The organism is Rhodoferax sp. ZS1R8 (assembly GCF_056521325.1).
This window is the reverse complement of record NZ_JBWMBA010000008.1, coordinates 136,585-163,424: the sequence shown is the minus strand read 5'-3', so window position 1 is coordinate 163,424 and position 26,840 is coordinate 136,585. Positions and strand designations below refer to the sequence as shown.

The window sequence follows — 26,840 nt, the reverse complement described above, 5'->3', positions numbered from 1 at the left end:
CACAATCGGTGTCCATGAAAACCATACGACTCCGCGCTGGCAAAGAGCGCTCCCTGCAGCGCCGCCACCCATGGATTTTTGAATCCGCCATTGCCAAAGGCAACGCCGACAGCGGCGAGACCGTGCGAGTCGAGTCCGACAGCGGTGCCTTTCTCGGTTGGGCGGCCTTCAGCCCCACGTCCAAGATTCGTGCGCGGGTCTGGAGCTTTGATGAGGCGCAGCGTATAGATGCTCCGTTTTTTGTAGCGGCAGTCGCAACTTCCGCAAGGGCTAGAGACCGATTTGACATACAGAGCGATGGCGTACGTCTGGTCCACGGTGAATCCGACGGCCTGCCGGGCCTGATCGTGGACCGTTATGGCGACACCTTGGTGGCCCAATTTTTGTCCAGCGGTGCCGAGCGCTGGAAGGCCGTGCTGGCGGATGCCCTGTTGGCGCACACTGGCCTGACCAAGCTGTACGAGCGCTCGGACGCCAGCAGCCGCGCGCTCGAAGGCCTGCCCGAGGTCAAGGGCTGGCTGCGCGGTGGTGATGCAAACACGCCCACCGACTTTGTGCTGCGCGAACACGGGTGGCAACTGAGCCTGTCCATCGCCGACGGCCACAAGACCGGTTTCTACTTGGACCAGCGCGACAGCCGCAAGAAGTTTGCCGACTACGCGCAGCGCCTGGGGTTTCAGCGCGTGCTGAACTGCTTTTGCTACACCGGTGGCTTCACGGTAGCGGCGCTGGCAGGGCTGCGGGCTGGCGGGTTTAGCGGTGGGCATGTCACGTCTATCGATTCCTCCGGTGCCGCGCTGGCGCAGGCCCGCGCCAATGTCGAACTCAACGGCATGGATACGTCGCAAACCACGTTTATGGATGCAGACGTGAATGCCTCGCTGCGGCAGTTTCTGACCGAAGGCCGGACGTTCGACGCCATCGTGCTGGACCCACCCAAGTTTGCGCCCACGGTTGCCCATGCCGAGCGCGCTGCGCGAGCCTACAAGGACATCAACCGTTTGGCCCTCAAACTGCTGGAGCCGGGTGGAGTGCTGTTCACGTATTCGTGCTCGGGCGGCATCAGCGCCGACCTGTTCCACAAGATCGTGGCCGGCGCGGGGTCGGATGCGGGCGTGGATGGCTTTATCACCGAGCGCATGGGCGGTGCGCCGGACCATCCGATGACGATTGCCTTTCCAGAGGGCGAGTACCTCAAGGGCCTGGTCGTCATGCGTAAATGAAGAACTGCGTCGCCGGGCGCCCGCGTCAGGGTAAACGCCGCCGTTCGTGTCCCCCGCCCTTCGGGCTCCTCCTTGACCTCACTTTGCCATTCACCCCATCCCTGCCGCTCGATTTGTTGTAGAGACCATAGTGAAACCAGCCAGTAACCTGTAAGCGTCAGGGCTTGAAATGACCAGTACACTCCCCACCTGCTGAATTTTGGATTGCCACATGAGTTTGATTCCCGCGACCATCCTGACCGGCTTTTTGGGCTCGGGCAAAACCACGCTGCTCAAGCGCGTGCTGGCAGAGGCCCACGGCCAGAAGATAGCTGTCATTGAAAACGAGTTCGGCGAAGAGAACATCGACAGCGACATTCTGGTCAGCGACACCAAGGAGCAGATCATCCAGATGAGCAATGGCTGCATCTGCTGCACGATCCGCGAAGACCTGCGCGCCACGCTGCGCGACCTGGCCGAGAAAAAGCGCAAGGGCGAACTGGATTTTGAGCGGGTTGTCATAGAGACCACCGGCGTGGCCGACCCTGGCCCGGTGGCGCAGACCTTTTTCATGGACGATGAGATCGCCGAGTCCTATTTGCTGGACTCCATCCTGACGCTGGTGGACGCCAAGCATGCCGAAGCGCAGCTCAATGACCGCCAGGAAGCGCGCCGCCAGGTGGGTTTTGCTGACCAGATCTTCATCAGCAAGACCGATCTGGTCTCCAAGGAAGAAACCGATGCGCTGATGCACCGCATCAAGCACATGAATCCCCGGGCGCCGCAAAGGGCCGTGCACTTTGGCGAAGTGGCATTGAGCGAAGTGTTTGACCTGCGTGGTTTCAATTTGAATGCCAAGTTGGACATTGACCCCGACTTTTTGAAGGAAGACACGCACGACCACGACCATGGGCATGAACACCATGACCATGGCGAGCATTGTGACCACCCCTCCCACCAGCACGATGGGCATGGCCAAGGTCATCACCACCACCACGATGACGACGTCAAAAGCTTCGTCTTCAAGTCCGACCGGCCGTTCGATCCGGCCAAACTGGAAGACTTTTTGGGCGCCATCGTCAATATCTATGGTCCGCGCATGCTGCGCTACAAGGGTGTTCTCTATATGAAAGGCACCGATCGCAAGGTGATTTTCCAGGGCGTGCACCAGCTGATGGGCAGCGACCTGGGGCCTCAGTGGGCCGAGGGCGAGCTGCGGTGCAGCAAAATGGTGTTTATCGGCATCGATCTGCCCAAGGAAATTTTGCTGCAGGGCATGGAGCAGTCTTTAGTGTGATGGGTGCGCGTGAAGGTCGGGGATTCGCCGCACGGCTTTGAAATGTTTTTCAGATTGAAAGCTAAATGATTGTCTCGATTTTGCAACGGATGGGTTTTGCCAAGGGGAAGCCTGTACACTCGCGCGCCGGAGAAGCCCAGCCACAAAAGCCTGTTAAAGGTAAGGCTGGGGTAGCAGGCCCCATCGACCATGCGCAGGAGATTTCTGCCAGGAGACACGAAGTGAACGCTAAATCTGGAAAAGACGGCAAGGCTGCCGCCGCTAAAACCAAAGCCACGGCCGTCGCCAAACCCAAGGGGAAGCCTGTCGCCCAGGCCGTCAAGTCCAGTAAACCTGACAAGCCGGTGGCCAAGGTCGCAAGCAAGGCGCCAGCCAAGCCAGTTGCCAAGGTGGCCAGCGCTTCCAAGGCCAAGGCCCCTGTGACAAAAATGCCCCTGAAGGCTGCTGCCAAGCCAGCTGCCAAACCGGTGGTGAAACCCGTCGCCAAGCCTGTTGCCAAGGGCGCGGCAGCAAAAACTACCAAGCCCGTAGCGAAAGTCAGCGCAAAATCAACGCCCAAGCCAACTGCAAAAACCGCAGTTCAGGCCAAAACCGTGCCGGCCAAAAAGCCATCTCCATCGGATTCAAAACCCGTTATTTCCAAAACCCGGGCTGTTGCCAGCCCAGCTCCCATGCCCGTTTCCAAAACGTCAGCCAAGCCAATGCAGACAACCGCTCCTTCCAAGTCCAAATCTCCCGCGACCGCACCTGTGGTCGCCGAAAAAGCAGCGGCTCCCGCGCCAGCAGCAGCTGCAGCGCCCGCCAAAGCGGGGCGTCCGTCTTCCCGCCTGGCCCAATTGACAGTGCCATCCATTGCCCAGACCGTGGCGTCCACCGCCGCGAAAGCCAGCTACACGCAGTCGGCGCCAACGCCTATCATTGTTCCTGCCTTGCCGTCCTCTATCAAAAAGGACCCCAAGCTCGCCAACAACTGGAAGACAACGCCCGTGGCCGACCTCACCGATGCCGATCTGATGGCTATGCCCGATTCCGAGTACATGAACTCGGTGCAATTGGCTGCGTTTCGCCTCAAGCTGACCAAGCTCAAGCTGGACATCCTGAACAGCGCCGGTGAGACCACTGAGCATCTGCGCGAAGACACATCGGTGGTGCCCGATCCGGCCGACCGTGCGACGATCGAAGAAGAGCACGCGCTGGAGTTGCGCACCCGCGACCGTGAACGCAAGCTGTTGAAGAAGATTGAGCAATCCATCGGTCGCATCGATGCCGGCGACTATGGCTATTGCGATGAGACCGGCGAAGCCATCGGCGTTGGTCGCCTGTTGGCCCGCCCCACGGCAACGCTGTCGCTTGAAGCGCAGCAACGCCGAGAGCTCAAACAGAAGATGTTTGGGGATTAATGCGGCAGTCGTCCTGATGCGCCTGCCCGTTCGGTAAACTGAGCACATGTCCACTAAAACCGATCGTCCGGGATTGTTGTCCAAGATGGCGATGTTCGTGCGCAACCCGACCAAGGACTGGTCGGAATTGGAGCGCGCGCAGCCCGACCAGGACAGCAGTTTTGACAAGCAGGTGCTCAAGCAGATGATTGAGCGCAAGCGGCAGAACGATTTCATCCGCAAGCGTGAATTTGACCAGTTGCGCAAACTGCGCAGCCGCGGCGTGTCGGCTGTTGCCGGCATGGGTCGCCCCTCGGTGTTCCAGTCCAGCATGGCGACCGATCCCGACGGCCGCGCTGTTACATTGAAGAAAATCGATGAGATAGAAGCCCAGATGTCCAAGCAATGGTGGAAAGGCAAGCAGGATGCCGCCGCCGCTGCACAGGGCGCGGGCTCCGCGGCTGCCAATGCGCCAGAGCCTGCACCCGCCCCTGTCGCTAACCGGGCGGGTTCAATCTCCGAGCAGTTTGATTCCACGGCCGCATCCGGCCTGAATCTGAGCGATGTAGGCCCGGCCGGCGCAGATTTCACCGCCACCGAGATGGGCGATGGCATGGAACCCATGCCCGCATTGCCCGCCAAGGCCCGTCCCGCTGCCGGAAAGCTGCCCATCATGGGCTCGCTGGCGCAAAGCTACGACGGTGCAGAGCAGGGCTTTTCCACTTCCAAGATGTTTGCCATCGACGTGGAAGACATGGCCACAGACCCGGAGCTGGAGGAGGCTGCAATCCGCTTTGCCAATGGCGACGACGAAGGCGCCGAAGACGGCTTGCTGGCGGCCTTGCGCGGTGACGCGCTGATGCCTGAAGTCGCGCAGTCCTGGGCGGCCGCGCTGCTGGATTTGTACCGCGCCACCCATGCCAGAGGCCGATTTGACGAGGCGGTGGCCGAGTTTTCCTACCGGTTTGAAACCGTCACTCCGCAGTGGAGTGCCATAGGTGAAGAGGCCCCGGCGGCGTCCTCCGAATCCGACCATGGTGCGCAGCAGGGCGCGCCACGGCGTGCCAGCCGTGACTACTCCATCGGTGCCATCTGGAGCAGCCCTGGCGATCTGAACGCCTTGGCTCTAGAAGACTTGCGCGATGCGATGGCATCCAACCCCACGCCTTGGCATTTGGACTGGTCGCGCCTGGACCGTATTGATGCGGACGCCATGCCACTCTTGGCCGGTCTGTTCAGCAGCCTGTGCGACGAGCCGGTGGCTTTGCGTTTCAGTGGCGCGCAGCGGCTGGTGGATACGCTGCGCACAATGATGCCGGCCGGCGACAGCAATATCAATCCCGACTGGTGGGCGATGCGCCTTAACGCCATGCGCACGCTGCAGATGCATGACGATTTCGAATTGGCCGCCTTGGACTACTGCGTCACCTATGAGGTGTCACCACCCGCCTGGCAGGAGGCGCGCTGCGAGTATGCAAATGTGGAGTCGGAAGAGGAATCAGCCATCACGATTCCTTCGACACAGCCCAGTGCTTGGAACTCTGGTTTTGCACAGGCGCCAACGGCACCCATCGGTCTCGATGGCGTGCGGGCCGTCACCATGGAGTTAAAGGGCAGTGTGCTGGGCGATGCGACGCATGCCTTTGATGACTTTGACGCGGCCGAGCACCGCGGCGAGGGCATCGTCGTGTCGTGCAAGGGTCTGGTGCGGGTCGATTTCTCCGCGGCCGGCAGCATCCTGAACTGGGTCGCCATGCGCGAGGCTGAAGGCTGCCACGTGCAGTTCCGCGACGTGCACCGCCTCGTTGCCGCCTTCTTCAATGTCATCGGCATCAATGAGCACGCCCGCGTGCTGCCGCGCCCAATTTAGTTTTTTTTATTATGGACGCCTTCCACGGCACCACCATCATCAGTGTTCGCCGCCAGACTGCCGCCGGGTATTCGGTTGCCATCGGTGGCGATGGTCAGGTCACACTGGGCAATATCGTTGTCAAGGGCACGGCGCGCAAGGTTCGCAAGCTGTACCACGGCAAGGTGCTGGCTGGGTTTGCGGGCGCCACCGCTGATGCCTTCACGCTGTTCGAACGCTTTGAAGCCAAGTTGGAGAAGCACCAGGGCCATCTGGTGCGCGCCGCCATCGAGTTGACCAAAGACTGGCGCACCGACCGCGTGCTGCGCAGGCTCGAAGCCATGCTGGCGGTGGCCGACAAGGATGCATCACTGATCATCACCGGCAATGGCGATGTGCTGGAGCCCGAGAACGGCATCGTGACGATAGGATCGGGCGGAGCCTATGCGCAGGCCGCGGCTGTTGCGCTGCTGAAGCATACCGAACTCTCGGCCGCCGACATCGTCAAGCGCTCGCTTGAAATCGCCGGCGAGTTGTGCATTTACACCAATATGCACCACACCATTGAGACCCTTGGGCCAACCGAACTTACATGACACCCCAGGACATCGTCGCCGAACTCGACAAACACATCGTCGGCCAGGCTCAGGCCAAACGCGCGGTCGCCATTGCGCTGCGTAACCGCTGGCGGCGCCAGCAGGTTGCCAGCGACCTGCGCAGTGAGATCACGCCCAAGAGTATTTTGATGATTGGCCCCACCGGCGTCGGCAAGACCGAAATTGCACGCCGCCTGGCGCGCTTGGCGGACGCGCCCTTCATCAAGGTCGAGGCGACCAAGTTCACCGAAGTCGGCTACGTCGGCAAGGATGTCGATTCCATCATCCGCGACCTGGCCGACATCGCTGTCAAACAGACCCGCGAGGCCGAAAAGCGCAAGGTGCGTGCGCGAGCGGAAGATGCCGCCGAAGACCGTATCCTGGACATCCTCATTCCGCCGGCGCGCAGCGATTTTGGTTTTGCCAATGCCGACGACCAACCCCCGAGCAGTGCACGGCAGAGCTTTCGCAAGAAGCTGCGCGAAGGCGAGTTGGCCGACCGCGAAATTGAAATCGACGTAGCCCAACCGGCGCCCCAGCTCGACGTCATGGGGCCACCGGGCATGGAAGAAATGACCGAACAACTGCGTGGCATGTTTGGCCAGATGGGCCAGGCCAAGCGCCAGAAACGCAGGCTCAAAATCAGCGAGGCCTACAAGCTACTCCTCGACGAAGAGGCCGCCAAGCTGGTCAACGAGGACGAGATCAAGGCGCAAGCCCTGCACATGCTGGAGCAAAACGGCATTGTGTTTATCGACGAAATCGACAAGGTGACATCCCGCAGCGAAGGCAGTGGTGCCGAAGTGTCGCGCCAGGGCGTGCAGCGCGACCTGCTGCCGCTGGTTGAGGGCACCTCGGTGTCCACTAAATACGGTGTCGTCAAGACAGACCATATTTTGTTCGTGGCATCCGGTGCCTTTCACCTGAGCAAACCCAGCGATTTGATTCCCGAGTTGCAGGGGCGCTTTCCGATCCGCGTGGAATTGCAGTCGCTGTCAGTGCAGGATTTCGAATGTATCCTTACGCAGACCCATGCGTCGCTGGTCAAGCAATACCAGGCTCTGCTTGCCACGGAAAACGTGGCGCTAGAGTTCACCGCCGACGGCATCACCCGCCTGGCACACATCGCCTTCGACGTGAACGAACGCACCGAGAATATCGGTGCTCGCCGCTTGGCAACCGTCATGGAGCGGCTGCTCGATGATGTAAGCTTCGGTGCAGCCCAACTCTCCGGGCAGACGGTGCGCATCGACGCGGCTTACGTGAACACCCGTCTGGCCGAGCTGAGCCAGGACGAAGACCTGTCACGTTACATCTTGTGACAGCTTGGTGCGATTCATGGTGTGTGCCGTGAATACCCCGTAAGCGATGCGGCTTCTCAAGCGTTACTTTCAGAGCCTGCGCTAAGTCCTTAATTTAGAACGAGTTTTGCCATGTATTTGGCTTCGAAATCGCTTCTAAGTCCTTGATTTCATTGGAAAAAATTCTCGTTTGCCCTCTTGCGGTCTTCACTTTTGCTGATACAGTGCAAAAAAGTGCAATTAAGTGGTGAAAAGTGTCTTTAATCGGAGCTTTTTGCCTGTCCGTGCAAGAAAAGGTGGATTCTGGTGTTTCAAGGGGCTTCGTCTCTCAGTCTGGATGCAAAGGGTAGGCTCTCCGTGCCAACCCGGCACCGTGACGTCTTGAGCGCGACGGCTGCCGGCCAACTGACCATCACCAAGCACCCCCACGGCTGCCTGATGGTGTTCCCCCGCCCGGAGTGGGAAAAATTCGCGGCCCGCATCGCCGCGCTGCCGATGGAAGCCCAGTGGTGGAAGCGCATCTTCTTGGGCAACGCCATGGACGTGGAGATGGACGGCACCGGGCGCGTGCTGGTGTCTCCCGAATTGCGAGAAGCAGCAGGGATTGCCAAAGACACCGTGCTGCTCGGCATGGGCACCCACTTCGAACTGTGGGACAAGGCGACTTACGACGCCCAGGAAGCGAAGGCCATGCAAGCTGCCATGCCCGATGTCTTCAAGGACTTTTCCTTCTAAGGCCGGGTGGTGGAAACTCCATGGAACCACGCCACCGTATTGTTGAACGAAGCCGTGGATGCCTTATTCAACAACACAACGGACCCATCAGCTCCCGAGGCTGATGGCACCTATGTGGACGCCACCTTCGGGCGTGGCGGCCACTCGCGTCTGATCCTGTCGCGCCTGTCGCCAGTGGGGCGTCTGATTGCCTTTGACCGCGATCCGGATGCGGTCGCAGAGGCCAACACTATCACCGACGACCGCTTCTCTGTCCGACACGAAGCGTTTTCGCATGTGGCAGAACTGCCCAGCTCCAGCGTCTCAGGAATTTTGATGGATCTGGGCGTCAGTTCGCCCCAGATCGACAACCCGGTTCGCGGGTTCAGCTTCCGTTTCGACGGGCCGCTGGACATGCGCATGGACACCACGCGTGGGGAGAGTGTGGCGCAATGGCTGGAGACGGCTGAAACCAATCAAATCGCGGAGGTGATACGTGAATATGGTGAAGAACGGTTTGCTGGCCCCATTGCAAAGGCGATTGCTGCTCGCCGACAGGAACGGGGCCCAATTTCAACCACCACCGAGCTGGCCCAACTCGTGGCTGACACGGTCAAAACCCGCGAGCCGGGCCAGAACCCTGCAACGCGCACATTTCAGGCTTTTCGGATTTTCATCAACGCCGAGCTTGAGGAGCTGCAACAAGCGCTAGAAGCCTGCCTGCACATCCTGCAGCCGGGCGGGCGCCTGGCGGTGATCAGCTTCCATTCGCTGGAAGACCGTATCGTCAAACAGTTCATCGCCAAGCATTCCAAGGACGAGTATGACCGCCGCGCGCCCTTTGCCGCGCCCAAGGTCATGAAGCTGAAGGCGCTGGACCGCATCAAGCCCAGCAAGGACGAGGTCAGTGGCAACCCCCGTTCGCGCAGCGCCATCATGCGCGTGGCGCAGAGGACGGCGGCGTGATCAGGCTAAACCTCGTTCTCTTGCTGGCAGTGTTGGCCAGTGCCATCTATCTGGTCAGCGTGCAGTACGACTCGCGCCGTTTGTTCACGGAGCTGGACAAGGCCAAGACCGAAGCGCACCGGCTCGAACTGGAAAACGATCGCCTGCAGGTCGAAAAGCGCGCGCAGACCACGCCCGCGCGGGTCGAGAAGCTGGCGCGTGAGAAGCTGCAGATGAGCCAGGCCAAACCGGGCATCACGACCTATGTGACCTATTCGGATTCCTCAGCGGCAGCAACGGCGGCGGATAGCACCGTGCCGCAAGGCCCGGCGTCAACCGGCAGCGGGGTGACACGATGAGGCGTGGCGTGCAGTACACATCCAGCCCGCTGCTGGCCAGCCGTACCCCAGTGTGGCGCAGCAAGCTGGTCGTAGGCGCCATTGCGCTGGCGTTCTGCGGCTTGGCTGCACGCGCCGCCTACATCCAGGTCGTGGCCAATGACTTCTTCCAGCACCAGGGTGAGGTGCGCTTTGCCCGCACGCTGGACCTGCCTGCCAACCGCGGCCGTATCCTGGACCGCAATGGGCTGATACTGGCCTCCAGCGTGCCGTCGCCCAGCATCTGGGCCATTCCGGAAGATGTAGACATCGACAAGGCCAAGCTGCAAAAGCTGGCCAAGCTGCTGGACATGCCGGTGGCCGAGCTTGCCAAGAAATTTGACGACGAGGACAAGACCTTTGTCTGGGTCAAGCGCCAGGTCGACGAGTCCGTTGCCAAGCAAGTGGCCGAGCTCAATATCAAGGGCATCTACCAGCGCAAGGAATACAAACGCCAGTACCCCGAGGGCGAGTCGGCTGTGCATGTGGTTGGCTTCACCAATGTGGAAGACAAGGGCCAAGAGGGCGTTGAACTGACCTTTAACCAGGACCTGGCCGGCCGCAACGGGTCGCGCCGCGTCATCAAGGACCGGTTGGGTCAGGTCATCGAGGACGTGGGCAACCAGATCCCACCGGTGGATGGCAAGGACCTGCAGCTCAGCATCGATAGCAAGGTGCAATTTTTCGCCTACCAGAAGCTGCGCGAAGCCGTGCTGGAGCACAAGGCCAAGGCCGGCAGCGTGGTGGTGCTTGACGCTATCACCGGCGAGGTGCTGGCATTGACCAACTACCCCAGCTACGTTCCGGACAAGCGGCGCAACCTGACCGGAGAACAGCTGCGCAACCGCGCGTTGACCGATTCGTTTGAACCCGGTTCGGTGATGAAACCGTTTACCGTGGGTCTCGGACTGGAGACCGGGCGGGTCACGCCGCAAACGATCATTGACACCAGCCCCGGAAGTATCACCATTACCGGTTCCAAGATTTCTGACGCGCATTCCAATGGCGTGCTGACTGTGGAAGGCGTGATTCAGAAATCGAGCAATGTGGGCACGACCAAGATTGCGATGCAGATGCAGCCGCGCGAAATGTGGGAGCTGTTCAGCCAGGCCGGTTTTGGGCAAAAGCCGCAAATCAGTTTTCCGGGCGCCGTATCGGGCAAGCTGCGTCCCTACAAGACTTGGCGGCCGATAGAACAGGCCACCATGTCCTATGGTTACGGCTTGTCGGCATCGCTGTTCCAGATGGCACGGTCTTACACCGTGTTCTCTCACGACGGCCAAATCATTCCTGCGACTCTGATGAAGAACAGCGAACCCGCCGTCGGTGTGCAGGTGCTGTCGTCACGCACGGCGGCACAGATACGCAAGATGCTGCAGATGGCGGCTGGCCCCGGCGGCACAGGGCAAAAAGCGCAAACCATTGGGTACTCAGTGGGAGGCAAGTCCGGCACCGCATACAAGCAGATCGGCAAGGGCTACGGCACCGACAAGAACCGCAAATACCGCGGCTGGTTTGTTGGCATGGCTCCCATCGACAATCCGCGCGTCATCGTTGCCGTCATGATTGACGAACCCAACAACGGCAAGCACTTCGGCAACGATGTGGCGGCGCCGGTATTTTCGGAGACGGTGCAACAGTCGCTGCGCATATTGGGCATACAACCGGACCTGGCAGTGCGCCCGCAAATCGTGGCGCAAGCGGCGGAAGAGAGCTTCTGATGCAGCAGCTTCATACCCCCGTACAGGCCGCCCAGTGGCTGCGCCAGCAGGTTATCGGCACGCTGCAATGCGATAGCCGCAAGTTGAAGGTCGGTGATGGTTTCATCGCCTGGCCTGGTGCCGCGGTCGACGGCCGCCAGTTTGTTGGCGATGCACTGAAAGCCGGCGCGACCGCCTGCCTGGTCGAGCATGCCGATGTGGCCAGCTGGAGCCTGAAGGGTGACCGCATCGCCAGCTACCAGGGCCTGAAAGCCGACACCGGTGCCATTGCTGCCGAATTTTTTGGCACACCGTCAAAAGCCTTGAGCGTTGTGGCTGCGACCGGTACGAACGGCAAGACTTCTACCGTGTGGTGGCTTGCACAAGCCCTGTCGGCGCTGCCGGATGCGCATGCTCTGCCCTGCGGCATGGTGGGCACACTGGGCGTTGGGCGCCCGCCCGCCAGTGGTGCCGTGCGAGCCGGTCAGGCTGGCCCCACGGTCGTCCCCACCGGGTTGACGACACCTGATCCGGTTCTGCTGCAGCGCACGCTGCGCCAGTTCTGCGATGACGGGCTGAAGGCCTGCGCCATGGAAGCATCGTCGATCGGTATCGAAGAGCACCGCCTGGACGGCACGGACATCAAGGTTGCCCTGTTCACCAATTTCACGCAGGACCATCTGGACTACCACGGCAGCATGGAAGCCTATTGGCAGGCCAAGCGCCGCCTGTTCGCATGGCCTGGTCTGGCCGCCGCCGTCATCAACGTGGACGATGCACAGGGCCAAGGTCTGGCTGAATCCTTACAAACATCCGCGCTGGAGGTCTGGACCGTGTCCAGTCAATGCGACGCCCGCTTGCGTGCATGCGCTATTGCCTACGACACGCTGGGCCTGAGCTTTGACGTGGTCGAGGGCGCAGCGTTGCACCGGCTGCAGACTCGCGTGATCGGCAGCTACAACGTATCCAATCTGCTGGGTGTACTGGGCGCCATGCGCGCGCTGGGCGTGCCGCTGCAGGCGGCGGTGGAGGCATGCAGCACCTTGCACCCGGTGCCCGGGCGCATGGAGTGCCTGGGTGGCGCCAGTGAACCCCTGGTCGCCGTTGACTACGCCCACACGCCCGACGCGCTGAGCCAGGCGCTGTCGGCATTGCAGCCCCTTGCCGCCCAGCGCGGTGGCCGCCTGTGGTGTGTCTTTGGATGCGGCGGCGACCGCGACGCCAGCAAACGGCCCTTGATGGGTGCCATCGCATCGCAAAAGGCCGACCAGGTCGTGGTGACGAGCGACAACCCGCGCAGCGAAAAGCCTGAGACCATCATCGCCCACATCCTGCTGGGCCTGTCGCACAGCAAAGCGGTGGATGTGCAGGCGGACCGTGCGCTGGCCATTGCCGAGGCCATCACCCGGGCAGCGCCCGAGGATGTGGTGCTCTTGGCGGGCAAGGGCCATGAAGAGACACAAGAGATTGCCGGCGTCAAACACCCATTCTCAGACCGTGACCAAGCCCAACGCGCCCTGCGAAGCCGCCACCCCCACACCGCGGAGCCACGCGCATGAGCAGCATGATGAGCGTTACCCAAGCTGCCCAGTGGCTCAGTGGCGCGCAATTGTTCGGCGATGGCAGCGCCGTTTTCCAGCGTGTGCACACCGACACGCGCAGCATCGAACCCGGCGATCTGTTTGTGGCCCTGAAAGGTGAGCGCTTTGATGCCAATGCATTTTTGACGGAAGCCGCAGAGCGCGGCGCAGTGGCGGCCATTTGCCACCCCGATGCAGACCGCAGTAGCGTAGGCAATATGGCTTGCATTGCCGTACCGGATACCCGGTTGGCCTTGGGTGCCTTGGCCCAGGCCTGGCGCGCGCAGTTTCAGCTGCCACTGATTGCAGTCACCGGCAGCAACGGCAAGACCACCGTCACGCAGATGCTGGCCGCCATCTTGAACGCCTTCCGACCGGACGGTGGCGCGCTGGCAACACGCGGCAACCTGAACAATGACATTGGCGTACCGCTGACGCTGCTGCGCATGCGCGCCACGCACCAGATTGCGGTGGTCGAGCTCGGCATGAACCACCCCGGTGAGATCGCCGCTCTGGCAGCCATGGCACAACCCACGGTAGCCTTGGTCAACAACGCGCAGCGCGAGCACCTGGAGTTCATGCACACGGTACGCGCCGTGGCCGAGGAAAACGGCACGGTGATCAACGCCTTGCGCCCCGGCGGGGTAGCGGTATTCCCGCGAGACGACGACTACGCGGCGGTTTGGGAAAACCTGGCTGGTGGTCGGCGCAGTGCCACCTTCGCATTGGACGCAGCCGCAGGATCAGATGCGTTGGCCTGTGTGCGCGCCGATTGGGTTGCGGGAGGGTGGCAGGTACATGCCCATGGCATGGGCTGCGAACTGCAGTACCGGCTGGCGATTGCGGGCCGCCACAACGTAAAGAATTCGCTAGCCGCAGCCGCCTGCGCGCTGGCTGCCGGCGTATCCGTCCAGGCCGTGGTTGCGGGCCTGCAGGCCTTCCAGCCCGTCAAGGGCCGTTCCCGGGCCGTGCTGCTGGCCGTTCAGGGGCAAGATGTCACGCTGGTGGATGACACCTACAACGCCAACCCCGACTCCGTGCGCGCCGCCATCGACGTGCTGGCCGATCTGCCCGGGCCGCGCCTGCTGGTCCTGGGCGACATGGGCGAGGTGGGCGAGCAGGGCCCAGCCTTCCACGCCGAAGCTGGGCGTTATGCACAAGCTCGGGGCATAGAGCAGGTGTTGGCCGTTGGCGATCTGGCGCAGGCTGTCGTCGGCGCCTTCCCGGGCGCACGCCATTTCGACAGCGTGGACGCGCTGATCGTGGCTGCGCTGCAGGCCCTGCCAACCGTGCGCAGCGTGCAGGTCAAGGGCTCGCGCTTCATGCGCATGGAGCGCGTGGTGCAGGCAATGGAATCCATGGCGGGCGCCGCCATGCAGGAGGCCGGTCATGGGCCTTGAGTTTTTTGTTGGAGTTCCCCTATGTTGATGAGCCTGGCCCAATGGTTGCAAACCCTGTCGCCAGAGTTTGGTTTTTTCCGGGTGTTCCAGTACCTGACCTTCCGCGCGGTGATGGCTGCCGTCACGGCCCTGCTGATCGGCTTGGCCGCGGGGCCGTACGTCATTGGGCGCCTGCGGGCCCTGAAGATCGGACAGCCCATCCGTGGCTACGGAATGGAAACCCATCTCCAAAAGAGCGGTACTCCGACGATGGGTGGGGTTCTGATCTTGCTGTGCATCGCCGTGTCCACGCTGTTGTGGGTGGATTTGAGCAACCGCTTTGTCTGGATCGTACTGTTGGTCACGCTGGGTTTTGGCGCCATCGGCTGGGTCGATGACTGGCGCAAGGTCGTGCGCAAGGACCCCGAGGGCATGCCCTCGGGTGAAAAGTATTTTTGGCAATCGGTGATCGGCCTGCTGGCTGCGTTGTACCTGGTCTTTAGCATCTCTGAAAACTCCAACCTGCGCGTGCTGGAGCTGTTCTTCAATTGGGTGGCTTCGGGATTTGACGTGAACCTGCCACCCAAGGCCGGCCTGTTGCTGCCCTTCATCAAAGAGGTCAGCTACCCGCTGGGCGTCTTGGGCTTTGTCGTGATGACCTACCTGGTCATAGTCGGCTCCAGCAATGCAGTGAACCTGACCGATGGGTTGGACGGCCTGGCCATCATGCCGGTAGTCATGGTGGGGTCGGCACTGGGTGTGTTCGCTTACGTGACCGGCAGCGCGGTGTACTCCAAGTACCTGTTTTTCCCGCATATTCCGGGTTCGGGCGAATTGCTGATCTTCTGCGCGGCCATGGCTGGCGCTGGTTTGGCCTTCTTGTGGTTCAACACCCATCCCGCCCAGGTGTTCATGGGCGACGTCGGCGCGCTGGCCTTGGGCGCGGCGCTGGGCACCATCGCCGTCATCGTGCGCCAGGAAATTGTTTTGGCCATCATGGGCGGCATCTTTGTTGCCGAAGCCCTGTCGGTCATGCTGCAGGTGAGCTATTTCAAGTTCACGAAGAGGCGCTATGGCGAAGGCCGGCGCCTGCTGAAGATGGCGCCGCTGCACCACCACTTTGAAAAGAACGGCTGGAAAGAAACGCAGGTTGTGGTCCGTTTTTGGATCATCACGATGCTGCTGTGCCTGGTCGGCCTGTCCACGTTGAAATTGCGATGAACCCAGAAGACGATCTGACCATCCACGGCCAGCAGCCATCGCCCGTCGAAGCGGGTGCGGTGGAGTCGCGCGTACCGGATGTGTTGGACGGGAACGTCGATGCTGCAATTGGAGCGGCCGAACCGGAGGAGCTTGTGGCTGTCGAGCCCACCGAAGACGTGCAGGCCACGCCCGCGGTAACGGCCGCACCCACCACGCAGGCACCTGCCGACGCCGGTCGAGCCCTGCCCACGACGCTTACCGCCGCTGCCGACGCCGCAGCTTTTGTCGCACACATCTTTGCCGAGACCAAGGCCGAACAGGCCGCGCAGGCGGACAAGGCGCTGAAAGCCGCCGCGGTTGAGGTAGCCCCCGCAGACATCGTTGCAGAGGCAGACGACAGCCCTGTCGAGGCACCGCTGCAACCGCTGCTGGGCCAGAACATTTTGATCCTGGGCCTGGGCGCCTCAGGTCTGGCCATGGCCCGCTGGTGCGCGCGCACCGGTGCAGCCCGTGTGACCGTCGCCGACACGCGCGAAGCGCCACCGCAACTGGCGACGCTCAAGCGGGAATTGCCCGGGGTGCAGTTCGTCGCCGGGCCATTCGACGCGAGCTTGGTCGAGGGACAGGAGCTGCATGCAGTCTACCGCTCGCCGGGGTTGAGTCCCGAAACAATTGCTCCTGTTTTAGGAGCGGCTTACGCGCATGGTGCGAGGGCTGGCGGCGAATTGGGCTTGTATGCGATGGCCCTGCAGGCGCTGCGCGACACCCGTGGCTATGCGCCGGCCGTACTGGCCATCACCGGCACGAATGGCAAGACTACCGTGACCTCACTGACCGGTCAGCTCGTGGCCCATGCCGGTAAGACCGTCGCCGTGGCCGGCAATATCGGCCCCACGCTGCTGGACACGCTGGCAGCCCATCTGGATGCGGACACGCTGCCCGAGGTCTGGGTGCTGGAGTTGTCCAGCTTCCAGCTCGACGGTGTGGAGGGCTTCGAGCCTACCGCGGCTGTCGTGCTCAATGTGACGCAGGACCATCTGGACTGGCATGGCAGCATGGACGCCTATGCCAAGGCCAAGGCCCTTATCTTTGGCGCCGCTGGCTTGATGGTGCTGAACCGCGACGACGCGACAGTGATGGCGATGCTGAGCGCCGCCGGGCCGTCCCAAGGCGCGAAGGCCCCCTTGGGGGGCAGCGCAGTACGCGCAGCGACAAGCGTGGGGGCCATCCTCCCACCGCCCACGCGCGCCAAGCTGCAAAAGCCGGTGGAGCGTACGCAAACCACCTTTGGCACCGACATGCCGCAGCGCCCCGGTGACTTTGGCATCGAAGAAATCAACGGTATGGTCTGGCTGGTGCGCGCATTAGAGGCGGATGAGACGCGTCGCAAGCGCAAGGAAGCTGCTGAAGAGTTGCACTTCCAGCGCCTGATGCCAATGGATGCGCTGCGCATCCGCGGTCGCCACAACGCCAGCAACGCATTGGCGGCACTGGCGCTGTGCGCGGCGGCCGGTTGTGCGCTGGGCCCCATCCTGTTCGGCCTGCGCGAATACCGTGGTGAGCCGCACCGGGTGGAACCCATCGGCATCCTCAATGGCGTGGAATTCTTTGACGACAGCAAGGGCACGAACGTCGGCGCCACCGTCGCCGCGCTGCAAGGCCTGGGTGCGGACCGCAAGCTGGTGCTGATATTGGGCGGGGAGGGCAAAGGCCAGGATTTTTCGCCGCTGGCCGCGCCCGTGGCCCGCCACGCCCGCGCCGTTGTGCTGATCGGCCGCGACGCCCCGCTGATCCGCCAGGCGCTGCAGGATACGGGTGTGACCCTGGTGGATGCCGCTTCCATGGACGAAGCGGTGGCCCAGGCCAACCAGCGCGCCCACGCTGGCGATGCTGTCCTGATGTCACCGGCCTGCGCCAGCTTCGACATGTTTGACAACTACGAACACCGGGCACGCGTGTTTATCGCCGCTGTGCGGGACCTGGCGCTGGCTGCCGGTGTGGATCTGGAGCAGTTCGCATGAGCAGCGTGGCGCAATCAATGTCCCAGTGGTTCTCGGCCCGCATGGGCTCGGGCACCGGGCCGTTACCGGTGCGCCTGGGCGGTCGCGGATCGTTTGCGGCGACCACATCAGTGCCGCAGGTCCGTGGCTTTGACCAGCCGTTGGCCTGGGTTGTCGTGGCGCTGCTGCTGTGGGGCCTGGTGATGGTGTATTCCGCGTCGATTGCGATGCCGGACAACCCCAAGTTTGCCAAGTACACCCACACCTATTTCCTGGTGCGCCACGCCATGTGGGTCGCTATGGCTTTCGTTGCCGCGCTGATCGCCTTCCAGGTGCCAGTGGCTACCTGGGAGAAATATGCGCCCTGGTTGCTTGTGGCCTCGCTGGTGATGCTGATGGCGGTACTGATCCCTGGCGTCGGCAAGGTGGTTTACGGCGCGCGCCGCTGGATCGCATTGGGGCCGTTCAGCTTCCAGCCGTCGGAACTGGCCAAGCTGGCCGTGCTGCTGTACGCAGCCGACTACATGGTGCGCAAGATGGAGGTCAAGGAGCGCTTCTTCCGCGCGGTGCTGCCGATGGCGGTGGCTGTGGCGGTGATCGGCCTGTTGCTGTTGGCCGAGCCTGACATGGGCGGCTTCATGGTGATTGCCGTGATTGCGATGGGCATCCTGTTTCTGGGCGGCGTCAATGCCCGCATGTTCTTCCTGATCGCCGGCATTCTGCTGGTCGCGTTCAGTCTGATGATCGCCTTCAGCGAGTGGCGGCGCGAGCGCATCTTTGCGTACCTGGACCCCTGGACCGAAAAGTACGCGCTGGGCAAGGGCTACCAGTTGTCGCACTCGCTGATCGCCATCGGGCGCGGCGAGATTTTTGGCGTGGGGCTGGGCGGCAGTGTCGAAAAGCTGCATTGGTTGCCCGAAGCACATACCGACTTCTTGCTGGCCGTCATCGGTGAAGAGTTTGGCCTGGTCGGCGTGCTGGTCGTCATCGGCCTGTTCCTGTGGCTGACGCGGCGCATCATGCACATCGGCCGCCAGGCTATCGCACTGGACCGCGTGTTTGCCGGTCTGGTCGCTCAGGGCGTTGGCATCTGGATGGGCTTTCAGTCCTTCATCAACATGGGCGTCAACCTGGGGGCCTTGCCGACCAAGGGGCTGACGCTGCCACTGATGAGTTACGGGGGTTCGGCCATCCTGATCAACATGGTCGCCATTGCGATCGTTTTGCGTATTGACTTCGAGAACCGCCAATTGATGCACGGGGGGCGCGTATGACCGCCCAGCAAATGAACGCCGCCGGGCCGCCCCAAGGCGTGAGGGACCCCTTGGGGGGCAGCGCAGCACACGCAGTGGCAAGCGTGGGGGCACACAGCCGGTGCGCACTGATCATGGCGGGCGGTACCGGGGGGCATATCTTCCCCGGTCTGGCTGTGGCGCAAGCCCTGCGCGAGCGCGGCTGGCGCGTGCACTGGATGGGCGCCCCCGACGGTATGGAGAGCCGTTTGGTGCCGGCCAAGGGTTTCCCGCTCGAACCCGTGGACTTCTCCGGCGTGCGCGGAAAAGGCTTGCGCACACTGCTGGCTGTGCCGCAGCGCCTGCTGCGCGCCATGGTCCAGAGCCGGCAGGTATTGCGCCGCGTCAAACCCAATGTGCTGGTGGGGCTGGGCGGCTACATCACCCTACCCGGTGGCGTTATGGGCGCGCTCATGGGCAAGCCCGTGGTGCTACACGAGCAGAACTCCGTGGCCGGCATGGCCAACAAGGCACTGGCCGTCGTCGCACGCCGCGTCTTCACCGCTTTTCCCAAAGTCATGGCCAAGGGTCAATGGGTGGGTAACCCGCTGCGGGCCGAATTCCTGAAGCAGGCCGAACCCCAAGCCCGCTTTGCCGGACGCAGCGGCCCGCTGCGCGTGCTGGTTGTCGGCGGTAGCCTGGGCGCCCGCGCGCTGAACTCCGTGGTGCCACAAGCGCTGGCATTGATTCCAGCCAACGCACGCCCTATCGTGACCCACCAGAGTGGGGAAAAGCAGATTGAAGAGCTGCGGCGCAATTACGACGCCGCCGGCGTTCAGGCCGAGCTGACCCCCTTCATCACCGACACGGCCCAAGCTTTTGCGGATGCGGACCTGGTGATTTGCCGCGCCGGTGCCAGCACGGTGACCGAGATCGCCGCCGTTGGCGCGCCGGCGCTGTTTGTGCCCTTCCCGGCGGCGGTGGACGACCATCAGACCCACAACGCCCGCTTCCTCGTCGACCAGGGCGGCGGTTGGCTGGTGCCACAAAACGAATTGACCCCCGAATTGCTCGCCGACATGCTACAAAAAACAGAGCGGCTTACGCTTCTCTCACGAGGGCTACAGGCCAAAAAGATGCAAAAGCTACAGGCAACCGAGGCCGTTGTGGCCGCCTGCGAGGAGTTGTGCCCATGAAGCACGCAATCAAACATATTCATTTTGTGGGCGTGGGCGGCTCTGGCATGTCCGGCATCGCCGAGGTGCTGTGCAACCTGGGCTACACGATATCGGGTTCGGACCTGTCCGACAGCGCAACGCTGAAGCGTCTGGCCAGCTTGGGCGTAAAAACCTATGTCGGCCATGCTCCGGAAAATGTCGATGGCGCCGATGCCGTCGTCACGTCCACCGCCGTGCAGAGCGACAACCCCGAGGTGCTCAAGGCGCGCGAGATGCGCATCCCCATCGTGCCACGCGCGCTGATGCTAGCTGAGCTGATGCGCCTCAAACAGGGCATTGCGATTGCCGGTACGCACGGAAAGACGACGACCACCAGCCTGGTGGCCAGTGTGCTGGGCGAGGCCGGGCTGGACCCCACCTTCGTCATTGGCGGGCGGCTCAACAGTGCCGGGGCCAATGCACGGCTGGGCAGTGGTGACTACATCGTGGTCGAGGCGGACGAGTCGGACGCGTCATTTTTGAACCTGCTGCCCATCATGGCTGTGGTGACGAACATCGACGCGGACCATATGGAAACCTATGGCCAAGACTTCGGACGGCTCAAGAAAGCGTTTGTCGATTTCCTGCACCGCATGCCGTTCTATGGCGTGGCGATTTTGTGCACCGACGACGCGGCCGTGCGCGAGATCGTGGACCAGGTGACCTGCCCCGTCACCAGCTACGGTTTCAACGAGGAAGCCCAGGTGCGGGCCATCAATGTGCGCGCGGTGGACGGCCAGATGCATTTCACGGTGCAGCGCCGCAATGGCGTTGTGCTGCCCGACCTGGACGTGGTGCTGAACCTGCCGGGCATGCACAACGTGCTCAACGCGCTGTCGGCGATTGCCGTGGCCGCGGAACTCAATATCGCGGACGCCGCCGTGCAAAAAGCCCTGAGCGAATTCAAAGGCGTAGGCCGGCGCTTCCAGCGCTATGGCGACCTGCCGCTGGCCGTTGGCGGCGTTGCCACCATCATCGACGACTACGGCCACCACCCGGTGGAGATGGCGGCCACGCTGGCTGCAGCGCGTGGCGCGTTTCCCGGACGGCGCCTGGTGTTGGCCTTCCAGCCGCACCGATTTACCCGCACGCGCGATTGTTTTGAAGATTTCGTCAAGGTCATGGGCCAGGCCGATTCGGTGCTGCTGGGCGAAGTGTATGCCGCCGGCGAGGCGCCCATTGTGGCCGCAGACGGCCGTGCGCTGGCGCGTGCCTTGCGCATCGGTGGCAAGGTCGAACCCATTTTTGTTGACGACATCGCCGACATGCCGCAGGCGATTGTGGATAACGCTTTGGCGGGCGATGTGATTCTGTGCATGGGTGCAGGATCGATAGGTGCCGTGCCCGCCAAGGTCGTCGATTTGCTACAAGTTAATGAGCACCTTACGCAAGGGGGACGGGGGCTATGAGCCAATTCGGTAAGGTCGCGGTATTGATGGGGGGCGATTCCTCCGAGCGTGAGGTGTCGCTAATGTCGGGCGCCGGGGTGTTGAAGGCGCTGCTGTCCAAAGGTGTGGACGCCCATGCCTTTGACCCGGCCGAACGGGACCTGGCCGATCTGAAGCGAGAGGGCTTTGCGCGCTGCTTCATTGCGTTGCATGGCCGCCTGGGTGAGGGCGGTGCGGTGCAAGGCGCGCTGGAGCTGCTGGGCATTCCCTACACCGGCTCCGGCATCATGGCCTCCAGCATTGCGATGGACAAGGTCATGACCAAGCGCATCTGGCTGTCCGAAGGCGTTCCCACACCGCGCTACACGCTGCTGCGCCGCGGGGGTTTTGACCGCCGCCAGGTGGTTGAAGTGCCGGACACGCTGGGCCTGCCGGTCATCGTCAAGCCCGCACGCGAAGGTTCGTCCATCGGTGTCACCAAGGTGGTGGGCTACTCGGGCATGGCCGGTGCAGTGGAAGCTGCCGGCAAGCTGGATGCCGACATCCTGTGCGAAGAGTGCATCGAAGGTGACGAGGTGACCTGCCCGGTGCTCGGTACCGGCGACGGCGCACGTGCGCTGCCCGTCATCCGCATCGTGGCGCCCGGGGGCAACTACGACTACCAGAACAAATACTTCACCGACACCACGCAGTATTTGGTGCCCTGCGGACTGCCTGCCGGCGAGGAAGAAGCCATCCAGGCCCTGGTGCTGAAGGCCTACCGCGTGCTCGACTGCCGCGGCTGGGGCCGTGTCGATGTGATGATCGACGGCAGGACGCGCAAGCCGTATTTGCTGGAGGTCAACACATCGCCCGGCATGACCAGCCATTCGCTGGTGCCCAAGTCGGCGCAGGCTGCGGGTATCAGCTATGAAGACCTGTGCGTGCAATTGCTGGCAACGGCAGCGCTGGACGTGAGCGCACTATGAACACTGCAGTGGCTCCCCCCCTGGACGTCAAGCTGATGAACATCACCGCTGCGGTGCTGTTCCTGGCTTTTGTCGTCCTGGTGGGCTTGGCCACTGCACGCTGGGCGGCGCGGCTGTCGGCGTTTGACATCAAGGGCATTGTGGTCAGCGGTGATGTGAGCCACAACAACGCGGTCACGCTGCGCGCCAACGTGGCGCCCCGCATGTCGGGCACCTTCTTCAGCGTCGACCTGCCGCGCGTGCGCGCCGCATTTGAGGCCGTGCCCTGGGTGCGCCGCGCCACGGTGCGCCGCGAATTCCCGAACCGCTTGCAGGTGGTGCTGCAAGAGCACCAGGCTGTGGCTTACTGGGGCAATGAAGCCGAGCTGCGCCTGATCAACAACTTTGGCGAAGTGTTCGAAGCCAATGCCGGGGAGATTGAGCAAGACATGCTGCCGCACCTGAACGGGCCGCAGGGCCAGAGCGCCGATGTGCTGGCCATGTACCGTGCGCTGGCTCCGCTGTTTGAAAAGATGGACATGCCGCTGGACGAGTTGAACTTGTCGGTAGGCGGCAGCTGGCGGGCAGAGCTGGAGAGCGGCGCCAGCATTGAATTAGGGCGCGGCGGGGCGGCCGAGGTGTCGGAGCGTGTGCGCCGGTTCCTGGCAACTCTGACGCAGGTCACGTCGCGCTATGCGCGGCAACCCGGCGCGCTGGAGTCGGCCGATTTGCGGCATGACAACGGCTATGCCATCCGGTTGCGCGGCATCAGCACCGTGGCGGCAGTGGCGCCCAAGAAATAGCAGTGAAAGACGAACTCAGCAGGTAACCATATGGCAAAAGAATACAAGGACCTCGTCGTAGGACTGGACATCGGCACCGCCAAGGTCATGGTGGTGGTGGCAGAGGTGTTGCCCGGCGGCGAACTCAAGCTCGCCGGCCTGGGCGTGGCGCCCAGCAACGGCATCAAGCGTGGTGTTGTTGTGAACATTGACGCCACGGTGCAAAGCATTCAGCAGGCCCTGCGTGAAGCCGAGCTGATGGCCGACTGCAAGATCACGCGCGTCTACACCGGCATCACCGGCAGCCACATCCGCGGCATCAACTCCAGCGGAATGGTGGCGGTGAAAGACCGCGAAGTGACCGCTGCCGATGTGGCCCGCGTTGTGGAGACCGCCAAGGCCATCAACATCTCGACCGACCAGCGCCTGCTGCTGGTGGAGCCGCAAGAGTTCATCATCGACGGCCAGGATGTCAAAGAGCCCATCGGCATGAGCGGCATACGGCTGGAAGCCAAGGTGCACATCGTGACCGGTGCGCAAAGCGCGGCTGAGAACATCATCAAGTGTGTGCGCCGCTGCGGCCTGGAGGTGGAACAGCTGATGCTGAACCCGCTGGCCAGCAGCCTGTCGGTGCTGACCGAAGACGAACGCGAGCTGGGCGTGGCGCTGGTGGACATTGGGGCTGGCACCACCGACATCGCCATCTTCACGAATGGCGCGATCCGCCATACGGCTGTGATTCCCATTGCCGGTGATTTGATCACCAGCGATATTGCGATGGCGCTGCGCACGCCGACCAAGGACGCGGAAGACATCAAGGTCGAAAGCGGCCACGCCAAGCAACTGCTGGTGGACCCGGAGACGCAGGTGGAGGTGCCCGGCCTGGGTGACCGCGGCCCGCGCATGCTGAGCCGCCAGGCGCTGGCCGGTGTCATCGAGCCCCGTATTGAAGAAATCTTCTCGCTGGTTAACCAGGTCATGCGCGAGTCTGGCTACGAAGAGGTTTTGTCGTCGGGCATCGTGCTGACCGGTGGCAGTTGCATCATGCCGGGCATGGTGGAGCTGGGGGAAGACATCTTCCTCAAGCCCGTGCGCCGCGGCATTCCCAAATACTCCAGCGCGTTGGCCGATATGGTGGCCCAGCCCCGCGCTGCCACCGTCATGGGCCTGCTCGAAGAAGCCCGTGTGGCCCGCATGCGCGGCTACAAGGTGGCGCAGAAAAACGGCTCGATGAAAACAGCACTTGGATCAGTCAAAGACTGGTTCATAGGGAACTTCTGACTATGAACAACGTTATGGCAATAAGCGCCGCCGGGCCGCCCCAAGGCGCGAAGGTCCCCTCGGGGGGCAGCGTAGCACGCGAAGCGGCAAGCGTGGGGGCACGCGCCAGCCCGCATGAGCGGTTGCCGGGCGCGGGCCCGCCACCGACTTTCGCAGAATACTGCAACGGCAAAGATTCCAAGTTATTAAATTTAGTGAAACATCAGGAGAGAAACATGGCCATTGAAATGATTGAAGAAGAGGCGTTTAACCAGGGCACACAAATCAAGGTGATCGGTGTGGGCGGCGGCGGCGGAAATGCCGTCGAACACATGATCTTCTCAAGCGTGGGCGGTGTGGAATTCATCACTGCCAACACCGATTCGCAGGCCCTGAGCCGCAGCACCGCGCACAAGACTATCCAGCTGGGTGCTGGTGGTCTGGGCGCTGGCAGCAAGCCCGACAAAGGCCGTGAGGCCGCAATGCTGGCCGAAGCCGACATCCGCGCCGCGATTGAAGGCGCACACATGCTGTTCATCACCGCAGGCATGGGCGGTGGCACCGGCACCGGCGCGGCCCCAGTGATTGCCCGCGTGGCCAAGGATATGGGCATTCTGACCGTGGGCGTGGTCACCAAACCTTTCGACTTTGAAGGCGGACGCCGCATGAGCAATGCGGATGCCGGCCTGATGGAGCTGGAAGCGAATGTCGATTCGCTGATCGTCGTGCTGAACGAGAAACTGCTCGATGTGCTGGGTGATGACGTGTCGCAGGACGAGGCTTTCGCCCACGCCAACGACGTGTTGAAAAACGCCGTGGGCGGTATCGCTGAAATCATCAACGTGCCCGGCCATGTGAACGTCGACTTTGAAGACGTGCGCACGGTGATGGGTGAGCCGGGCAAGGCGATGATGGGTACGGCTTTGGCCAATGGCCCGGACCGTGCACGCATCGCGGCGGAACAGGCGGTCGCCTGCCCGCTGCTGGAAGGCATCGATCTGTCGGGCGCCAAGGGCGTGCTGGTGCTGATCACAGCCGCCAAGGGCTCGTTGAAACTGGCCGAGTCCAAGCTGGCGATGAACACCATCCGCGCCTATGCATCGCCCGATGCGCATGTCATTTACGGCACGGCATACGACGATGCACTGGGTGACGACATCCGCGTGACGGTGGTGGCCACCGGCCTCTCCCGCCAAGGCGCTCGCCGCAACGCACCGCCGCTGCAAGTGCTGCGCACCGGTACCGACAATGTGCCATTCCACGTGCCCACGCTGAACACACCGGTTGGTAGCCCAGCGGCGAGTCCTTCGATGGGTGTGGCACAGCCGGATTACGCGGGCATGGGTACACCTGCTGTGTGGCGCGGCCGTACCTCGGCCGCGGCCAAGGTGGATGCTCTATCTAATGGCGGCATGGACGACTATGAAATCCCCGCGTTTTTGCGGAAACAGGCCGACTGATGTTGCCCCCACGGTCGCCCATTGCATGTGGCTCCCTTCCCCCCAAGGGGGCAGCACTCGCCTTGGGGCGGCCCGGCGGCGAGTAAAATCCCAGGGTGCTACAACAACGAACCCTCAAGTCCCTCACCCGCGCCGTGGGGGTTGGGCTGCACAGTGGGCAGCGGGTGGAACTCACCTTGCGGCCCGCGCAGCCTGACACCGGCATCATCTTTCGCCGGGTCGACCTGCCGGTGCCGGTGGACATACCGGTGTCGGCGCAATCGGTGACCGACACGCGCATGGCCTCCACCATTTCCAAGGGTGGGGCCAAGGTGCAGACCATTGAACACCTGATGTCGGCATGTGCCGGTCTCGGGCTGGACAACCTGTACGTGGACATCACGGCTGAAGAGATCCCGATCTTGGATGGGTCTGCCGCATCCTTCGTGTTTCTGCTGCAGAGCGCAGGCATCGAACTGCAGAGCGCGCCCAAGCGCTTCATGCGGATCAAGCGCGCGGTCGAGGTGCGCGAAGGTGAGGGCCCCAATCTCAAATGGGCCCGACTGGAGCCGTACAACGGCTACAAGCTCAGTTTCGAGATTGTGTTTGACCACCCGGCGGTCGATGCTACCGGCCAGCGCGTGTCGTTTGACATGGGCACGGACTCCTACTCCCGTGACATCGCCCGTGCCCGCACCTTTGGCTTCACCAAGGATGTGGAAATGATGCGCACCAATGGCCTGGCACTCGGCGGTGGCCTGGACAATGTCATCGTCATGGACGACTACAAAGTATTGAATGCAGAGGGGCTGCGCTACGACGACGAGTTCGTCAAACACAAGCTGCTTGACGCGATTGGCGACTTGTACTGCGTGGGCAAGCCCTTGCTGGGCAGCTACAGTGCCTTCCGGTCGGGCCACGCGCTGAACAACAAGCTGCTGCGCGAATTGCTGGCTCATTCGGACGCATGGGAACTGGTCAGCTTTGAGGACGAGAGCCAGGCCCCGGCCGGCTTTGCGCAACTGGCCCCTGCCTGGTAGGCCGGTCTGCGTT

General features: G+C 62.5%; 22 protein-coding genes. All 22 read left to right on the top strand.

What is annotated here, in order from left to right:
• Nucleotides 1-14: 14 nt before the first annotated feature.
• The 22 genes from AC097P_RS22370 (at nt 15) to lpxC (ending at nt 26,827) form a co-directional block, all read left to right on the top strand.
• Nucleotides 15-1,223, top strand: a complete 1,209-nt coding sequence (locus tag AC097P_RS22370; RefSeq protein WP_479612646.1) for a class I SAM-dependent rRNA methyltransferase — start codon at nt 15-17, stop codon at nt 1,221-1,223.
• 211 nt (nt 1,224-1,434) lie between these two features.
• On the top strand, nt 1,435-2,499 hold the full coding sequence (locus AC097P_RS22365) for a CobW family GTP-binding protein (RefSeq protein ID WP_479612645.1): 1,065 nt from the start codon (nt 1,435-1,437) through the stop codon (nt 2,497-2,499).
• Between the two features lie 671 nt (nt 2,500-3,170).
• Nucleotides 3,171-3,899: an RNA polymerase-binding protein DksA gene (gene dksA / locus AC097P_RS22360; protein ID WP_479612671.1), complete on the top strand. Its 729-nt coding sequence runs from the start codon at nt 3,171-3,173 to the stop codon at nt 3,897-3,899.
• Between the two features lie 46 nt (nt 3,900-3,945).
• Nucleotides 3,946-5,748 carry an STAS domain-containing protein gene (locus AC097P_RS22355; protein ID WP_479612644.1) on the top strand — a complete coding sequence of 601 codons (1,803 nt, stop codon included), beginning with the start codon at nt 3,946-3,948 and terminating at the stop codon, nt 5,746-5,748.
• An 11-nt stretch (nt 5,749-5,759) separates the two neighbouring features.
• Nucleotides 5,760-6,323: an ATP-dependent protease subunit HslV gene (hslV, locus tag AC097P_RS22350; RefSeq protein ID WP_479612643.1), complete on the top strand. Its 564-nt coding sequence runs from the start codon at nt 5,760-5,762 to the stop codon at nt 6,321-6,323.
• A complete protein-coding gene (gene hslU / locus AC097P_RS22345) occupies nt 6,320-7,645 on the top strand; it encodes an ATP-dependent protease ATPase subunit HslU (RefSeq protein ID WP_479612642.1) in 1,326 nt (441 codons plus the stop codon). The genes hslV and hslU overlap by 4 nt, the downstream gene beginning before the upstream one ends.
• 285 nt (nt 7,646-7,930) lie before the next feature.
• Nucleotides 7,931-8,359, top strand: coding sequence for a division/cell wall cluster transcriptional repressor MraZ (gene mraZ, locus AC097P_RS22340; protein ID WP_209394280.1), 429 nt, complete (start codon nt 7,931-7,933; stop codon nt 8,357-8,359).
• Between the two features lie 9 nt (nt 8,360-8,368).
• Nucleotides 8,369-9,304, top strand: a complete 936-nt coding sequence (rsmH, locus tag AC097P_RS22335) for a 16S rRNA (cytosine(1402)-N(4))-methyltransferase RsmH (RefSeq protein WP_479612641.1) — start codon at nt 8,369-8,371, stop codon at nt 9,302-9,304.
• Nucleotides 9,301-9,642: a cell division protein FtsL gene (gene ftsL / locus AC097P_RS22330; RefSeq protein ID WP_479612640.1), complete on the top strand. Its 342-nt coding sequence runs from the start codon at nt 9,301-9,303 to the stop codon at nt 9,640-9,642. Before rsmH ends, ftsL begins: the two co-directional genes overlap by 4 nt.
• Nucleotides 9,639-11,381: a peptidoglycan D,D-transpeptidase FtsI family protein gene (locus tag AC097P_RS22325; protein WP_479612639.1), complete on the top strand. Its 1,743-nt coding sequence runs from the start codon at nt 9,639-9,641 to the stop codon at nt 11,379-11,381. Before ftsL ends, AC097P_RS22325 begins: the two co-directional genes overlap by 4 nt.
• Entirely contained in the window at nt 11,381-12,919 is a 1,539-nt protein-coding gene (locus AC097P_RS22320; RefSeq protein WP_479612638.1) for a UDP-N-acetylmuramoyl-L-alanyl-D-glutamate--2,6-diaminopimelate ligase, read from the top strand. Before AC097P_RS22325 ends, AC097P_RS22320 begins: the two co-directional genes overlap by 1 nt.
• A 5-nt stretch (nt 12,920-12,924) precedes the next feature.
• Nucleotides 12,925-14,340: a UDP-N-acetylmuramoyl-tripeptide--D-alanyl-D-alanine ligase gene (locus AC097P_RS22315; RefSeq protein ID WP_479612670.1), complete on the top strand. Its 1,416-nt coding sequence runs from the start codon at nt 12,925-12,927 to the stop codon at nt 14,338-14,340.
• 21 nt (nt 14,341-14,361) lie between these two features.
• Nucleotides 14,362-15,540: a phospho-N-acetylmuramoyl-pentapeptide-transferase gene (mraY, locus tag AC097P_RS22310; protein WP_479612637.1), complete on the top strand. Its 1,179-nt coding sequence runs from the start codon at nt 14,362-14,364 to the stop codon at nt 15,538-15,540.
• Complete coding sequence (locus AC097P_RS22305) at nt 15,537-17,543, top strand: Mur ligase family protein (protein WP_479612636.1); 2,007 nt, start codon at nt 15,537-15,539, stop codon at nt 17,541-17,543. The genes mraY and AC097P_RS22305 overlap by 4 nt, the downstream gene beginning before the upstream one ends.
• Before the next feature lie 17 nt (nt 17,544-17,560).
• Nucleotides 17,561-18,796 carry a putative lipid II flippase FtsW gene (gene ftsW, locus AC097P_RS22300; protein WP_479612669.1) on the top strand — a complete coding sequence of 412 codons (1,236 nt, stop codon included), beginning with the start codon at nt 17,561-17,563 and terminating at the stop codon, nt 18,794-18,796.
• Nucleotides 18,793-19,950, top strand: a complete 1,158-nt coding sequence (gene murG / locus AC097P_RS22295; RefSeq protein WP_479612635.1) for an undecaprenyldiphospho-muramoylpentapeptide beta-N-acetylglucosaminyltransferase — start codon at nt 18,793-18,795, stop codon at nt 19,948-19,950. The genes ftsW and murG overlap by 4 nt, the downstream gene beginning before the upstream one ends.
• Complete coding sequence (gene murC / locus AC097P_RS22290; protein ID WP_479612634.1) at nt 19,947-21,380, top strand: UDP-N-acetylmuramate--L-alanine ligase; 1,434 nt, start codon at nt 19,947-19,949, stop codon at nt 21,378-21,380. The genes murG and murC overlap by 4 nt, the downstream gene beginning before the upstream one ends.
• Complete coding sequence (locus tag AC097P_RS22285) at nt 21,377-22,327, top strand: D-alanine--D-alanine ligase (RefSeq protein WP_479612633.1); 951 nt, start codon at nt 21,377-21,379, stop codon at nt 22,325-22,327. Before murC ends, AC097P_RS22285 begins: the two co-directional genes overlap by 4 nt.
• A complete protein-coding gene (locus AC097P_RS22280; protein WP_479612632.1) occupies nt 22,324-23,109 on the top strand; it encodes a cell division protein FtsQ/DivIB in 786 nt (261 codons plus the stop codon). The genes AC097P_RS22285 and AC097P_RS22280 overlap by 4 nt, the downstream gene beginning before the upstream one ends.
• Before the next feature lie 30 nt (nt 23,110-23,139).
• On the top strand, nt 23,140-24,369 hold the full coding sequence (gene ftsA, locus AC097P_RS22275) for a cell division protein FtsA (RefSeq protein ID WP_479612631.1): 1,230 nt from the start codon (nt 23,140-23,142) through the stop codon (nt 24,367-24,369).
• A gap of 215 nt (nt 24,370-24,584) precedes the next feature.
• Nucleotides 24,585-25,808, top strand: a complete 1,224-nt coding sequence (gene ftsZ / locus AC097P_RS22270) for a cell division protein FtsZ (protein ID WP_479612630.1) — start codon at nt 24,585-24,587, stop codon at nt 25,806-25,808.
• A gap of 95 nt (nt 25,809-25,903) precedes the next feature.
• A complete protein-coding gene (gene lpxC / locus AC097P_RS22265) occupies nt 25,904-26,827 on the top strand; it encodes a UDP-3-O-acyl-N-acetylglucosamine deacetylase (RefSeq protein ID WP_479612629.1) in 924 nt (307 codons plus the stop codon).
• The last annotated feature ends 13 nt before the right edge of the window (nt 26,828-26,840 follow it).